Origin of the sequence: Cellulosimicrobium cellulans (genome assembly GCF_006539945.1) — a bacterium.
Lineage (GTDB): Bacteria > Actinomycetota > Actinomycetes > Actinomycetales > Cellulomonadaceae > Cellulosimicrobium > Cellulosimicrobium cellulans.
The window spans coordinates 1-12,958 of record NZ_BJNZ01000024.1 but is presented as its reverse complement, the minus strand read 5'-3'; the positions used below and the strand labels follow the sequence as shown (position 1 = coordinate 12,958).

Genomic DNA, 12,958 nt, shown 5'->3' with positions numbered 1-12,958 from the left:
TCAGAAGACCCAGCTGCACACCGGGGCGATCGGCCAGCCGAACGCCGCGCCCGCGCGGGCGAGGGTGCCGGGGGAGTGCTCGGTGACGAGGCCTGCGGCGCCGAGGGCCGCGAGCGACGCCCCGCCGAGGTAGACGGCGCCGAGCTCGCGCACGTCCAGCGAGAGGTCCGCCGCGTCCTCGGTGCGCTCGGCCGTCGCGTCCCCGAAGGCCCCGGCACGCAGCCGCCAGCGGCCCGCGTTGTGCGGCAGGCGCTCGTCCGTCACGTGCAGGACCACGTCCACGTCCGCCGCGTAGCGTCGCGCGGCGAGCGCGGCCGGCACGTCCACGACGCGCACCCAGAGGTTGTCCGCGAGGCGCGGCGACGCGGAGCGCGGGTCCACGAGGAGGCTCGTCACGACGTCGTCCACCGGCAGCATGAAGGGCGTCACCTCGTGCGTCAGGTCGAGGTCGGTGAGCACGCCCCACAGCGCGCGTGCCGCCGCGGCGTCCAGCGCCACGACCTCGCCGGTGCTCACCGGACCGCGCGGCCCGGTGACCTCCCAGGTCAGCTTGCGGTGGAACCGTGCGTACCCGCGCGGCTCGCCGTCGAGCTCGACGATCGCGATGCGCGTCGGCTCGCGGTCCTTGCGCCACACCTTCGCGTCGTCCCAGAACGTGGCCTGGAGCTCGGGCGTCTCGCGTGTCGCCCACCCGGGCCGGTTGATCCCGGCACCCTGACCGCTCGCGTCGGCGCCCGCCCGCTCGTGGAGCGCGGCGACGAGCGCGCCGTGGCGCTCGCGGTCGGCCCGCTCGATGCGGACGGTGTGGCGCTCGGCGCCGGGGACGTCGCGCAGCGCGGCGCCGCGCGGCACGGTGAGCCGCAGGTCGTCCGCAGCCTTGCCGTAGCCGAAGCGCCCGTAGATGGCCGCCTCCGCGGCGAAGAGCGCCGACACGGGCTCGCCGCGCTCGCGGCACCGCGCGAGGTGCGTGTCGATCATGGCGGAGAGGATCCCGCGGCGGCGGTGACCCGGGTGGACGCCCACCCACGTGAGGCCGGCGACCGGCGCGGTCGCCCCGGGGACGGGGAACCGCGCGAAGGGGTACGAGGCATGCATCCCGACGAGCTCGCGACGCACGGGACGCGCGCCGTCGACGGGCGGCGCGTCGTCGTCCTCGTGCTCGACCGTCACGCCGAGCGTGCGCTCCCACGTGAGCGGGAACGGGAGGTCGACGAGCTCGTCGACCTCGACCGGGGACGGGAACGTCGTGGTGTCCAGCTCCAGCACGTCGCGGAGGTCGGACGCCGAGAGAGGGACGAGCTCGTAGCCGTCGGGGAGGCGTGCGGGGCGGTGGTCGCTCATGGCCCCGATCCTCCCGGCTCGCCACCCGTCGTGCCAGGACAAATGCGGCGACTAGGGTCGGGACCCATGGCACGACGCACGGGAGGATCGACCGCGGACCGGACCCCGGCACGCGACCTCGGCACGGACCGCACGGCGCTCGCCGCCGAGTACGCGGGCGCCGTGCTCGCGCTCGTCCGGCGCATCCCGCCGGCACGCGCCATGACCTACGGGCTCGTCGCGGAGATCGTCGCCGAGACGCTGCACCGCGGCGGACCGCGCCAGGTCGGCCAGGTGCTCGCGGGGTCCTCCGGCGTCGACGACGACGGTGCGCCGGTCCCGTGGTGGCGTGTCGTCAACGCGGCCGGCTCGCCGCCCGCGCACCACCTCGACGCGGCGCTCACCGAGCTGCGCGCCGAGGGGTGCCCGCTGTCGCGCGACGGCCGTCGCGTCGACCTGCGCCGCGCGGTCTGGTTCCCCGAGGACGACACCCCCGACCGTTGAGTGCAGGGCATCCGTCGTCCGGGCGACCGCGGGACGACAGGTGACCGGCGCTCAGCGAGGAGGTCGTGGTGCGAGGAGCGGGGCGAGCGTCTGCACGGCCGTCGCGTCGCCCTGGACGAGGAGCGTCGTCACGGCGGTGTCGCGCCACGCGGAGAGGTCCCGCGCGATCTTCTCCGGCGGCCCGACGAGCGCGACGTCCTCGACCATCGCCGTCGGGACGGCGGCGGCCGCGAGGTCCTTGCGCCCGGCGAGGTAGTGCGCCTGGATCTCGTCGCACGCCTCGGCGTACCCGAGGCGGTCGAGCGCGTCGCGGTGGAAGTTCGCGCCCTTGGCGCCCATGCCCCCCACGTACAGCGCGAGGAACGGGCGCATCTGGTCCGCGGCCTGCTCGACGTGCTCGCGCACGACGACGGGCACCGTCGCGCTCACCTCGAACGCGGACTCGGGCGAGCGTTCGGGGGCACGTCGCGCGAAGCCGTCGGCGAGGAGCTCGCGGAACGTCGCGTCCATGCGGGGCGAGTAGAAGAGCGGGAGCCACCCGTCGGCGATCTCGGCCGCGAGCGCGATGTTCTTGGGCCCCTCCGCGGCGAGGTGGATCGGCAGGTCCGCGCGCAGCGGGTGCACGGTCGAGCGCAGCGGCTTGCCCAGGCCGGTGCCGTCGGGCAGGGGGAGCGGGTAGTGCGGCCCTGCCGACGTGACGGGCGCCTCGCGACGCAGGACGTCGCGCACGACCTGGACGTACTCGCGCGTGCGGGCGAGCGGGCGGGCGTACGGCTGGCCGTACCAGCCCTCGACGACCTGCGGCCCCGAGACGCCGAGCCCCAGGACGAACCGGCCGCCCGAGAGGTGGTCCATCGTCAGCGCGGCCATCGCGGTGGCGGTGGGGGTGCGGGCGGAGAGCTGCGCGACGGCGGTCCCGAGCCGGATGCGGGACGTGCGCGAGCCCCACCAGGCGAGCGGCGTGAAGGCGTCGGACCCGTAGGCCTCCGCGGTCCACACGGAGTCGACGCCGAGGCGGTCCGCCGCGACGATCGCGTCCTGGATGCCGTCCGGGGGACCGGCCGACCAGTAGCCGGTGTGGATGCCGAGACGCATGCGGGCTCCTCCTCGTCGAGGGTCGTCGTACGGGGTGCGCCCGCGCACCGGGCGCCCGGCGGCGTGCCGGGGCGTCGTGCGCGGGGTCGGGGTGCGGGCGGTACCCGGTCGCGCGCCGGGCAGGGGGTATCCGGTACGCGGAGTCTCGGGTACCGCCCGGTCCCACACTAGCCGATCCGGCGCCGGTCGCGGGTGGTCCCGGGCGCCGCCGCGCACGACGCCGCGCCAGACCGCGGCGCCGACGCCGCGGCGCGACCCCTCCGCGCCGAGGGTCAGCGGCGTGCTCGGTCGGCGAGGGTGTTGAGGAGCGCCGCCGCGGTCCCGGCGTCGTCGACCGTGACCACGAGCGCGCGGCCGCCCGTGCGCTCGACGCGCAGCGACTCGCCGGCACGCACGACGATGCCCACGGCGCCGTCCCGACCGGCGCGCCAGCCCCAGCCGCCGAAGTCGCGCAGCGGCGAGACGTCGACGACGTCGGCCCGCACGACCTCGTCGGCGGGGACGCGCGTGCGGGGGAAGCCCAGGGTCGACCGGACCGACAGCCCGCCCTCGTCGACGCGCACGACCCACGACATCATCGCCGCGAGCAGCAGCCCCAGGACCACGGGTACGAGGAGGAGCGCCCACTCGCGCAGGACGACCGCCAGGACCGTGGTGAGGACGATCGCGCCCATCGCGACGAGCACCGTCGGCCCGCCGCTCACGCGCCCGACCCACGCGGCGCGCTCGCCCGGGCGCAGGGCGACCCGGGGTGCGTCGTCGGGGACCCCGGCGGCGGTCGGGTCCGGGCGGTCGCCCGGGATCAGCACCCCGACCGCGACGCCCACGAGGAGACCGGTGCCCAGCGCGACAGCCGTGACGGCGCTCACGCCGCCGAAGTCGTGGGCGTCGGCGAGGCCGCGCTGGATCCAGAGCGACCCGAGGGTGAGAGCCGCGAGCATGACCGGGAGCCCGACGGCGACCCCCGCGGCGACCCGCCGGTTCGCGGCCGACCGCCCCAGGAACGCCGTCATCGCCGCGAACCCCGCCGAGGCGACCAGGCCCAGGGCCGTGCTGCCCGCGACCGCCGCACCGAGCGATGCGAAGCCGTCGGCGCCGCCCGTGCCCCAGTGGATCGCCACCGGGTCGGGGAGGTCTGCAGACCAGCTCCACGCGACGAGCGCCGCGACCACGGTGACGACCGCTCCTGCGGCGCCGACGAGGAGCGCGAGCGCGCGGTGGTCGCCCGGGCGCGGGTGGTCGTCCTCGGTCGGTCGTCCGGGTGCGCGTGGGGTGGCTGGGGTCATCGGAGGGCCTCCTTCAAGAGTGTCAGGACGGTCTCGGGCGGCAGCGCGAGGGCGCGGGCCTCGGCCACGACACGGTCGACGGCGGCCCGCAGCGACGTGAGGTCGGCGGCGGCGGGTGCCGTGACGACGGCGCCGCGCCCGCGGCGGAGATCGACGAGGCCCTCGTCGCGCAGCTCCTGGTAGGCGCGCAGCACGGTGTGCACGTTGACGTCGAGCGCCTCGGCGAGCTCACGGGCCGCGGGGAGCCGCTCGCCCGGCGCGAGTCGTCCCTGGACGACGCCGAGGCGCACCTGGGCGACGAGCTGTGCGAACAGCGGCTCGTCGGCCTGCGGGTCGATGCGGAACATCACGAACCCACTCTAGTTGTTCTAGGGAAACTAGAACAAAGGCGCTCGACGACGGGGCCGCCGTCGTGCCCGACGGCGGCCCCGCGTCCGTGCGCTCAGATGACGTACTCGATGAGGAGCGACGGGTCCTCGACGGCGTCCCGCGCCGCGGGCGCGGCGGCGGGCATGCGGATCTTCGCCGGGACCCCGACCGCGACCGCCCCGGCGGGCACGTCCTTGACGACGACGGCGTTGGCCCCCACCTGCACGTCGTCGCCGACCCAGACCGGCCCGAGGATCTTCGCTCCCGCCCCGACGACCACGCGGTCCCCGAGCGTCGGGTGCCGCTTGCCGCGCTTCATCGACCGCCCGCCGAGGGTGGACGTGTGGAAGAGCACGACGTCGTCGCCGACGACCGCCGTCTCGCCCACGACGACCCCCATGCCGTGGTCGATGAACAGGCGTCGGCCGATGCGCGCGCCGGGGTGGATCTCCACACCGGTCAGCGCCCGCGCCACCTGCGAGACGAGGCGTGCCGGAAGACGCAGCAGGGGCTCGCGCCACATGCGGTGCGCGAGCCGGTAGGCCCACACGGCGTGCACGCCCGGGTACGCCAGCGCGACCTCGAGGCGGCTGCGGGCGGCGGGGTCCCGCCGTCGGGCCGCCTCGAGGTCCTCGCCGAGCACGCGCACGAACCGGCGCAGCCGGTAGCCGGCCGTCCGGTGGTGAGGACGCGGGTCGGTCACGTCAGTCCAGCAGGTCGGCGTAGAGCACGGAGGACAGGTAGCGCTCACCGAACGAGGGGATGATCGTCACGATGAGCTTGCCCGCGTTCTCGGGGCGCGCGGCGAGCTGGAGCGCGGCGGCGATCGCGGCGCCGGACGAGATGCCGACCAGCAGCCCCTCCTCCTTCGCGGCACGGCGCGCGAGCTCGACCGCGGTCTCGGCGTTGACGTCGATGACCTCGTCGTAGACCGAGGTGTCGAGGATCTCGGGCACGAAGTTCGCGCCGATGCCCTGGATCTTGTGCGGGCCGGGCTGGCCGCCGTTGAGGATGGCCGACTCCTCGGGCTCGACCGCGACGATCTGCACGCCGGGCTTGCGCTCCTTGAGCACCTGGCCGACGCCCGTGATCGTGCCCCCGGTGCCGATCCCGGCGACGACGATGTCGACGGCGCCGTCCGTGTCGGCCCAGATCTCCTCCGCCGTCGTGCGGCGGTGGATCTCGGGGTTGGCCTCGTTGGCGAACTGGCGCGCGAGGATCGCGCCCTCGCGCTCGGCGACGATCTCGTCCGCGCGGTTGACCGCGCCCTTCATCCCCTCGGACCCCGGCGTGAGGATGAGCTCGGCACCGAACGCGCGGAGCAGCGCACGGCGCTCCTTCGACATCGTCTCCGGCATCGTCAGGACGACGTCGTACCCGCGCGCGGCACCGACCATCGCGAGCGCGATGCCGGTGTTGCCGGAGGTGGCCTCGACGATCGTCCCGCCCGGCTTCAGCTCGCCCGACGCCTCCGCGGCGTCGATGATCGCCACGCCGATGCGGTCCTTGACCGAGTTCGCGGGGTTGTAGAACTCGAGCTTGCCCACGACGGTGGCGCCGAGGCCCTCCGTGAGCTTGTTGAGACGGACCAGGGGGGTGTTGCCGACGAGCTGCGTGACGTCGTCGTAGATGCGTGCCATGTCTTCCTCTTCTGTCGACGGCTCGGGGTGAGCCGGGGTGGGGGTACCGATCAGGGGACGAGGGCCGTCGCGGTCCGCGATCACGGTGCCCAGCGTCTCTCGGGGACGGTGCGGGCGCGCGGGCACGACGGCGGGGGCGGGCTCGTGCGGACGGGGCGGCCTGGTGCGGCGCGGAGCTGCGCGCGGGGTCGGCGGCGGGTCGTCAGCGACAGCCGAGACAGCGACAACAGGAGACGCGCGACACGGCGCGGTGCAGCGGTGCGGGACGCGCGATCGTCGCGGTCATTCCTCGCTCCTCCTGGTCGGTCGCGCCGCGGTCGCCCGGAGGTCCGGGCCTGCGGGCGGCGCGTGTGACCCCGAGGCTATCGGTCCGCGTCCGGACCCTGCAACGCCGTCCACGAGACGGTCGCCCGCTCGGGCGCGTCGGTGTGCCGGCGGGACGACGAGGGGCGCCCCGCCGGCTGGCGGGGCGCCCCTCGTGACGTTCTGGTTCCGCGGTCGGGACGGAGCCCGAGAGCGTCGGAGCGGGCGACGGGAATCGAACCCGCGTAGCCAGTTTGGAAGACTGGGGCTCTACCATTGAGCTACGCCCGCACGGGCCGTGGGACCGGGATCCGGGCCCCCGACCGAAGGGCCGAGGGCCAGCACGGCGCCGACCTGCGGCCGCAACCTTAGCAAACCCCGGTGGCTCTGCCCGCCGTCTGCCCGGTGGTCTCCGGCGCGCCGACGAGGGTGCCCTCACCCGCCAGTACACTTGCCCTGGCCCGCCGCCGCGGCGGGCGACGGGGTGTGGCGCAGGTTGGTAGCGCGTCCGCTTTGGGAGCGGAAGGTCGCAGGTTCAAATCCTGTCACCCCGACCTTCGCGCGGCGCCCCTCCGGGGGCGTCGCGGGGCGTCGTCGACGTCCGGGCCGTCGCGTCGGTCCCGTCCTCGAGAGGTGCCCGTGACCACGTCGACCACCGCGTCCGGACCGGCGACGCGCGTCACCCTCGCGGCGGTCGTCGCCGCGGGCAGCGGCGCCGTGCTCTCGCTCCAGGGCCGCCTCAACGGCGACCTCGCCGCCGCCGGGACCGGACCCGTGGTCGCGGCCTGGCTCTCCTACGTCGGGACCTTCCTCGCGACGGTGCTCGTGGTGGTCGCCCGCCGTCGGGTCCGCCCCACCCTCCACGTCCTGCGCACCTCCGCGTCCTGGTGGTGGTTCGCGGTCGGGCTGTGCAGCGTCCCGATCGTCGTCGCCATGGCCGCCGGGGTCCCGCTCGTCGGCGTCGCGGTCGCCTCCGTGTGCTCGGTCGCCGGCCAGACGGTCGCGGGCCTCGCGCTCGACGCGCGCGGCGTCGGGCTCCCGGCCCCGCTGCGGCTCACCGCTCGCCGGGCGGCCGCGGGGCTCGCGGCGCTCGTGGGCCTGGGCGTCGCGGTGCTCGGCGGCGCGACGACCGACGCGGGGTGGGGCGCCGTCCTCGCGGGGGTCGCGCTGTTCGTCGGCGGCGCCGTCCTGTGCGGGCAGCAGGCCGGGAACGGCCGGGTCACGCAGCTCACGGGCGACCCGGTCGTCGCGACCCTCACCTCCGTCACGGGCGGGCTCCTCGGCATCTCCCTCGTCTGCGCGCTGGCCGCGCTCCTCGGCGGGCTCGACGGCGTCACGCTGCCCGGGCAGTGGTGGCTCTACCTGGGCGGCCCGCTGGGGACCCTCATCACCGTGGCGGCCGCGTACGCGGTGCGCCACCTCGGCACGTTCGTCCTCACGCTGACGGTCGTCGGCGGCCAGATGGTCATGGCCGTGCTGCTCGACCTGCTCGGTGTGGTCGGGCTGCGATGGCAGACGGTGGTCGCGACCGCGGTCGTCGGGCTCGCCGTCGTCCTGGTGGTCCAGCGCCCCGGTCCGCGCACGTCGACCTGACCCGCGACGCTTGACCGCTCGCGTACGATGGGACGGTTGCCCGTACGCCCGCGTGCGGAGCCGTCCCCGGCCGCACGCCGGCCCGCCCCGATCAGTTGGAGATCATCGAAGTGAAGAGCGCCGTCGAGACCCTGGACCCCACCAAGGTCAAGCTGACCGTCGAGGTGGAGTACGACGAGCTCAAGCCGAGCATCGAGCACGCCTACCAGCACATCGCGGAGCAGGTGAACATCCCCGGCTTCCGCAAGGGCAAGGTCCCGCCGCGCGTGATCGACCAGCGCGTCGGCTGGGGCGCCGTCATCGAGCACGCCGTCAACGACGGCCTGTCCGGCTTCTACCGCCAGGCCGCGAGCGAGGAGAGCCTGCGCCCGCTCGGCCAGCCCGAGGTCGAGGTCACCGAGATCCCGGCCAAGGCCGGCGAGGGCCAGCTGGTCTTCACCGCCGAGGTCGAGGTCCGCCCCGAGATCACGCTGCCCGCCCTCGACTCGCTCGCCATCACGGTCGAGCCCGCCGAGGTCACCGACGAGGACGTCACCGAGCGCCTCGACGCGCTGCGCGAGCGCTTCGGCACGCTCGTCGGCGTCGACCGTCCCGCGGCCGAGGGCGATTTCGTCGTGCTCGACCTCACGGCCGAGATCGACGGCGAGGAGGTCGACTCCGTCTCCGGCGTCAGCTACCAGATCGGCTCGGGCAACATGCTCGAGGGCCTGGACGAGGCGCTGACCGGCCTCTCGGCCGACGAGACGACCACGTTCAACGCCCCGCTGGCCGGCGGCGAGCACGAGGGCAAGGAGGCGTCCGTCACCGTCACGGCGACCTCCGTCAAGCAGCGCGACCTGCCCGAGGCGGACGACGACTTCGCCCAGCTCGCGTCCGAGTTCGACACTCTCGAGGAGCTCAACGCCGACCTGCGCGAGCAGGTCGCGAGCATCAAGACCTCGAACCAGGCCGTCGCCGCGCGCGACGAGCTCCTCAAGGCGCTCAACGACGCGGTCGAGATCCCCGTGCCGGCGGGCGTCGTCGAGGCCGAGGTGCACCGCCACCTCGAGTCCGAGGGCCGCCTGGAGGACGAGACGCACCGCGCCGAGGTCACCGTCGAGGCGACCGACGCCATCCGCAACCAGATCCTGCTCGACACCCTCGCCGAGCAGCTCGAGATCAAGGTCGCGCAGAACGAGCTCCTCGAGTACCTCGTGAGCGCCTCGCGCCAGTACGGGATGGACCCGAACCAGTTCATCCAGTCGCTCGACCAGGGCGGGCAGATCCCCGCGATGGTCGGCGAGGTCGCGCGCTCCAAGTCGCTCGCCGTCGCGCTGCGCCAGATCGAGGTCAAGGACTCCGCCGGCAACGTCGTCGACCTGACCGAGTTCATCGGCTCGGACGACGAGGACGCCGCCGCGGACGAGTCGGTCGAGGACGTCGCGGCCGAGCCCGTCGAGGAGGCGCTCGTCGACGACTCCACCGAGGCCGCCGCCGCGGCGCCGGTCGAGGACGACGAGAAGGACTCGACGAAGGCCTGACACGGCACCGGCCGGTCGGCCGGAGCAGGTCCCACGACGGCCCGCACCCTCCGCGCGAGGGGGCGGGCCGTCGTCGTGCCCGTGCCGTGACGGCGTGCACCGGCCGCCTGGTGCGCCGTCAGCGAAAACGCGCGCTGTCGGGACGAACGCCGGGCACGGACCGCGTTAGGGTCACTTGCAGCACGGCTGGACCGGGGCATCCTCCCGGGACCGGCCAGGGCAGCGCAGGCGGGGGCGACCCGCGGGAGCGACGAAGGAGATGGATGTGAACGAGCTGTACCTGCCGTCCGACGCGACGGCCCCGGTCAACCGCGCCGAGGGTCCGGGCTTCGGACTCAACGACTCCATCTACAACCGGCTCCTCAAGGAGCGCATCATCTGGCTCGGCTCGGAGGTGCGCGACGAGAACGCGAACGCCATCTGCGCCCAGATGATGCTGCTCGCCGCAGAGGACCCGGAGAAGGACATCTGGCTCTACATCAACTCGCCCGGCGGGTCGATCACGGCCGGGATGGCGATCTACGACACCATGCAGTACATCCAGCCGGACGTCGCGACGATCGCCATGGGAATGGCGGCGTCGATGGGGCAGTTCCTGCTCTCGTCCGGCACCAAGGGCAAGCGGTACGCGACGCCGCACGCGCGCGTCATGATGCACCAGCCCTCGGGCGGCATCGGTGGGACCGCGACCGACGTGCGCATCAACGCGCAGCTCATCATGCACATGAAGCAGGTGCTCTCCGAGCTCACGGCCGAGCAGACCGGCAAGCCGCTCGAGCAGATCCTCAAGGACAACGACCGCGACAGCTGGTTCACGGCCGAGGAGGCGCTGGAGTACGGCTTCATCGACCACGTCGTCACCAACGCGTCGTCCGTGACCGGCGGCGGCGGCACCACGGGTTCCTGACCCCGCACCGGACACCAGACTTCACCGAGGAGAACCCGTGAGCTTCAGCGCCGAGTCCCAGTACCTGTCCACCGCGCAGCGCCTCGCCGGCGCGGGCGCGCGTCCCGGCGGCATCGCGCTGCCGGGCGGCGCGCCGTCGGCCCGCTACGTGCTCCCGCAGTTCGAGGAGCGCACCGCGTACGGCTTCAAGCGGCAGGACCCCTACACCAAGCTGTTCGAAGACCGCATCATCTTCCTGGGCGTCCAGGTCGACGACGCGTCCGCCGACGACGTCATGGCCCAGCTCCTCGTGCTCGAGAGCCAGGACCCGGACCGCGACGTCATCCTCTACATCAACTCGCCGGGCGGGTCGTTCACCGCGATGACCGCGCTCTACGACACGATGCAGTACATCAAGCCGCAGATCCAGACGGTCTGCCTGGGCCAGGCGGCGTCGGCGGCCGCGGTCCTGCTCGCCGCAGGCCAGCCGGGCAAGCGCCTCGCGCTCCCGAACGCACGCGTGCTCATCCACCAGCCCGCGATGGAGGGTGGCGGCTACGCGCAGGCGTCCGACATCGAGATCCACGCGAACGAGCTCATCCGCATGCGGGAGTGGCTCGAGGACACGCTCGCGCTGCACTCGGGCAAGTCGGTCGAGCAGGTCCGCCAGGACATCGAGCGCGACAAGATCCTCACCGCCGAGCAGGCGAAGGAGTACGGCCTCGTCGACCAGGTCCTCGAGAGCCGCAAGGCCGTCGCGGTCAACAAGCCCTGACGTGACCGCCCGTCCAGCATGACCTCACGCCGCGCCGTCGTCCCCCGCCGGGGGACGACGGCGCGACACGTTGCGCCCCGTACGGGGAGCCCACCTGACAACGGGGGCCCCGTGGTGTGGAATGGGGAGCAGGACTCGCTCGGCCGTGCCCGGGCCCCGCGCCGTCGAACCCGACGGCAGGAGGCCTCGGCACCGGGACAAGGAGACGCGTAGTGGCTCGTATCTCAGACGGCGCCGACCTGCTGAAGTGCTCGTTCTGTGGCAAGTCGCAGAAGCAGGTCAAGAAGCTCATCGCGGGCCCCGGGGTGTACATCTGCGACGAGTGCATCGACCTGTGCAACGAGATCATCGAGGAGGAGCTCGCCGAGGCGACGGAGCTCGGTCTCACGGAGCTGCCCAAGCCCAAGGAGATCTTCGAGTTCCTCGAGCAGTACGTCATCGGCCAGGACGCCGCGAAGCGGGCCCTGGCCGTCGCCGTCTACAACCACTACAAGCGCGTCCAGGCGGGCGAGCAGTCCAAGCCGTCGAGCCCCGACGACCCGGACTACGTGGAGCTGGCGAAGTCGAACATCTTGCTGATCGGTCCGACGGGGACGGGCAAGACGTATCTGGCGCAGACGTTGGCGCGGATGTTGAACGTGCCGTTCGCGATCGCGGACGCGACGGCGCTCACCGAGGCGGGGTATGTCGGTGAGGACGTGGAGAACATTCTGTTGAAGCTGGTGCAGGCGGCGGACTTCGATGTGAAGAAGGCGGAGACGGGCATCATCTATATCGACGAGATCGACAAGGTGGCTCGTAAGGCGGAGAACCCGTCGATCACGCGTGATGTGTCGGGTGAGGGTGTGCAGCAGGCGTTGTTGAAGATCATCGAGGGCACGAGCGCGTCGGTGCCGCCGCAGGGTGGTCGTAAGCATCCGCATCAGGAGTTCATCCAGGTGGACACGTCGAACGTGTTGTTCATCGTGGCGGGGGCTTTTGCGGGGTTGGACGACATCGTGGCGGCGCGGGCGCGCAAGCGGGGTGTGGGTTTTGGTGCGCCGATCGAGACGGGTGCGGGGGAGGATCTGTTCGCGCAGGTGCGTCCGGAGGATCTGCACCGGTTCGGGTTGATCCCGGAGTTCATCGGTCGGTTGCCGGTGATCGCGTCGGTGTCGGCGTTGGACTCTGAGGCGTTGGTGCGGATCTTGACGCAGCCCAGGAATGCGTTGGTGAAGCAGTATCAGCGGATGTTCGCGATCGACGGGGTGGAGCTGGAGTTCACCGAGGGTGCGGTGGAGGCGGTCGCGGAGCAGGCGTTGTTGCGCGGGACGGGGGCGCGGGGGTTGCGCGCGATCATGGAGGAGGTGTTGCAGCAGGTGATGTTCGACGTTCCTTCGCGTGATGACGTGGAGCGTGTGGTGATCACGCGTGAGGTCGTGCTGGACAACGTGAACCCCACGATCGTGCCGCGCACGTCCACGGCGCGCAGCCGTACCCCGCGGGAGAAGTCCGCCTGACCCGCAACCCACGGAGAGAGAACCCGGTCGGCCGAGGTCGACCCGTGGTCGTGTCTCAGGCTCGTGTGGTCGGGTCCGCGGCGGGGGTGGCCTCGGTGCTCGGGGCTGCGGCGCCGTCACCCTGGTCCTTCGGCCGTGGGTTCTCGGAGCGCCGCTCTGACGCCCTTT

Annotated in this window: 12 protein-coding genes and 2 tRNA genes; 7 read left to right on the top strand and 7 right to left on the bottom strand. The window is 73.3% G+C overall.

The window, feature by feature from the left end; genetic code table 11:
• Entirely contained in the window at positions 1-1,341 is a 1,341-nt protein-coding gene (locus tag CCE02nite_RS15690; RefSeq protein ID WP_141390573.1) for a GNAT family N-acetyltransferase, read from the bottom strand.
• Positions 1,342-1,407: 66 nt separating this feature from the next.
• Here CCE02nite_RS15690 and CCE02nite_RS15685 point away from each other — a divergent pair, with 66 nt between their 5' ends.
• Entirely contained in the window at positions 1,408-1,824 is a 417-nt protein-coding gene (locus CCE02nite_RS15685; RefSeq protein ID WP_141390572.1) for an MGMT family protein, read from the top strand.
• Positions 1,825-1,875: 51 nt separating this feature from the next.
• Here the strand turns inward: CCE02nite_RS15685 and CCE02nite_RS15680 are convergent, their stop codons facing one another.
• The 6 genes from CCE02nite_RS15680 to CCE02nite_RS15655 form a co-directional block, all read right to left on the bottom strand.
• On the bottom strand, positions 1,876-2,919 hold the full coding sequence (locus CCE02nite_RS15680; protein ID WP_141390571.1) for an LLM class F420-dependent oxidoreductase: 1,044 nt from the start codon (positions 2,917-2,919) through the stop codon (positions 1,876-1,878).
• 272 nt (positions 2,920-3,191) lie between these two features.
• On the bottom strand, positions 3,192-4,205 hold the full coding sequence (locus CCE02nite_RS15675; protein ID WP_141390570.1) for a DUF1648 domain-containing protein: 1,014 nt from the start codon (positions 4,203-4,205) through the stop codon (positions 3,192-3,194).
• Positions 4,202-4,555, bottom strand: a complete 354-nt coding sequence (locus CCE02nite_RS15670) for a GntR family transcriptional regulator (RefSeq protein WP_141390569.1) — start codon at positions 4,553-4,555, stop codon at positions 4,202-4,204. Before CCE02nite_RS15670 ends, CCE02nite_RS15675 begins: the two co-directional genes overlap by 4 nt.
• 92 nt (positions 4,556-4,647) lie before the next feature.
• Positions 4,648-5,277 (bottom strand): serine O-acetyltransferase EpsC, encoded by a 630-nt coding sequence (gene epsC, locus CCE02nite_RS15665; RefSeq protein WP_255318903.1) that lies wholly within the window; start codon positions 5,275-5,277, stop codon positions 4,648-4,650.
• Between the two features lies 1 nt (position 5,278).
• Positions 5,279-6,214 (bottom strand): cysteine synthase A, encoded by a 936-nt coding sequence (cysK, locus tag CCE02nite_RS15660; RefSeq protein WP_141390568.1) that lies wholly within the window; start codon positions 6,212-6,214, stop codon positions 5,279-5,281.
• A gap of 523 nt (positions 6,215-6,737) precedes the next feature.
• A tRNA-Gly gene (locus CCE02nite_RS15655) sits at positions 6,738-6,808 on the bottom strand.
• Between the two features lie 189 nt (positions 6,809-6,997).
• On the opposite strand from CCE02nite_RS15655, the gene CCE02nite_RS15650 reads away from it, so the two are divergent.
• The 6 genes from CCE02nite_RS15650 (at position 6,998) to clpX (ending at position 12,790) form a co-directional block, all read left to right on the top strand.
• Positions 6,998-7,071: transfer RNA gene (locus tag CCE02nite_RS15650), tRNA-Pro, on the top strand.
• Between the two features lie 85 nt (positions 7,072-7,156).
• Positions 7,157-8,110: a DMT family transporter gene (locus tag CCE02nite_RS15645; protein ID WP_170227339.1), complete on the top strand. Its 954-nt coding sequence runs from the start codon at positions 7,157-7,159 to the stop codon at positions 8,108-8,110.
• Positions 8,111-8,220: 110 nt separating this feature from the next.
• Positions 8,221-9,630 carry a trigger factor gene (gene tig, locus CCE02nite_RS15640; RefSeq protein WP_141390567.1) on the top strand — a complete coding sequence of 470 codons (1,410 nt, stop codon included), beginning with the start codon at positions 8,221-8,223 and terminating at the stop codon, positions 9,628-9,630.
• Between the two features lie 259 nt (positions 9,631-9,889).
• The gene (locus CCE02nite_RS15635; RefSeq protein WP_047232614.1) at positions 9,890-10,537 is read left to right on the top strand and encodes an ATP-dependent Clp protease proteolytic subunit; all 648 of its coding nucleotides are present in this window, start codon (positions 9,890-9,892) and stop codon (positions 10,535-10,537) included.
• Between the two features lie 37 nt (positions 10,538-10,574).
• Positions 10,575-11,291 (top strand): ATP-dependent Clp protease proteolytic subunit, encoded by a 717-nt coding sequence (locus CCE02nite_RS15630; RefSeq protein ID WP_047232615.1) that lies wholly within the window; start codon positions 10,575-10,577, stop codon positions 11,289-11,291.
• A gap of 212 nt (positions 11,292-11,503) precedes the next feature.
• Entirely contained in the window at positions 11,504-12,790 is a 1,287-nt protein-coding gene (clpX, locus tag CCE02nite_RS15625) for an ATP-dependent Clp protease ATP-binding subunit ClpX (RefSeq protein WP_047232616.1), read from the top strand.
• Positions 12,791-12,958 lie beyond the last annotated feature (168 nt).

Excerpts from the sequence above, each read along its gene's own strand:
- CCE02nite_RS15690 (WP_141390573.1), bottom strand. The coding sequence starts at position 1,341 with ATGAGCGACCACCGCCCCGCACGCCTCCCCGACGGCTACGAGCTCGTC.
- CCE02nite_RS15675 (WP_141390570.1), bottom strand. The coding sequence starts at position 4,205 with ATGACCCCAGCCACCCCACGCGCACCCGGACGACCGACCGAGGACGAC.
- CCE02nite_RS15680 (WP_141390571.1), bottom strand. The coding sequence starts at position 2,919 with ATGCGTCTCGGCATCCACACCGGCTACTGGTCGGCCGGTCCCCCGGAC.
- CCE02nite_RS15685 (WP_141390572.1), top strand. The coding sequence starts at position 1,408 with ATGGCACGACGCACGGGAGGATCGACCGCGGACCGGACCCCGGCACGC.
- cysK (WP_141390568.1), bottom strand. The coding sequence starts at position 6,214 with ATGGCACGCATCTACGACGACGTCACGCAGCTCGTCGGCAACACCCCC.
- CCE02nite_RS15635 (WP_047232614.1), top strand. The coding sequence starts at position 9,890 with ATGGATGTGAACGAGCTGTACCTGCCGTCCGACGCGACGGCCCCGGTC.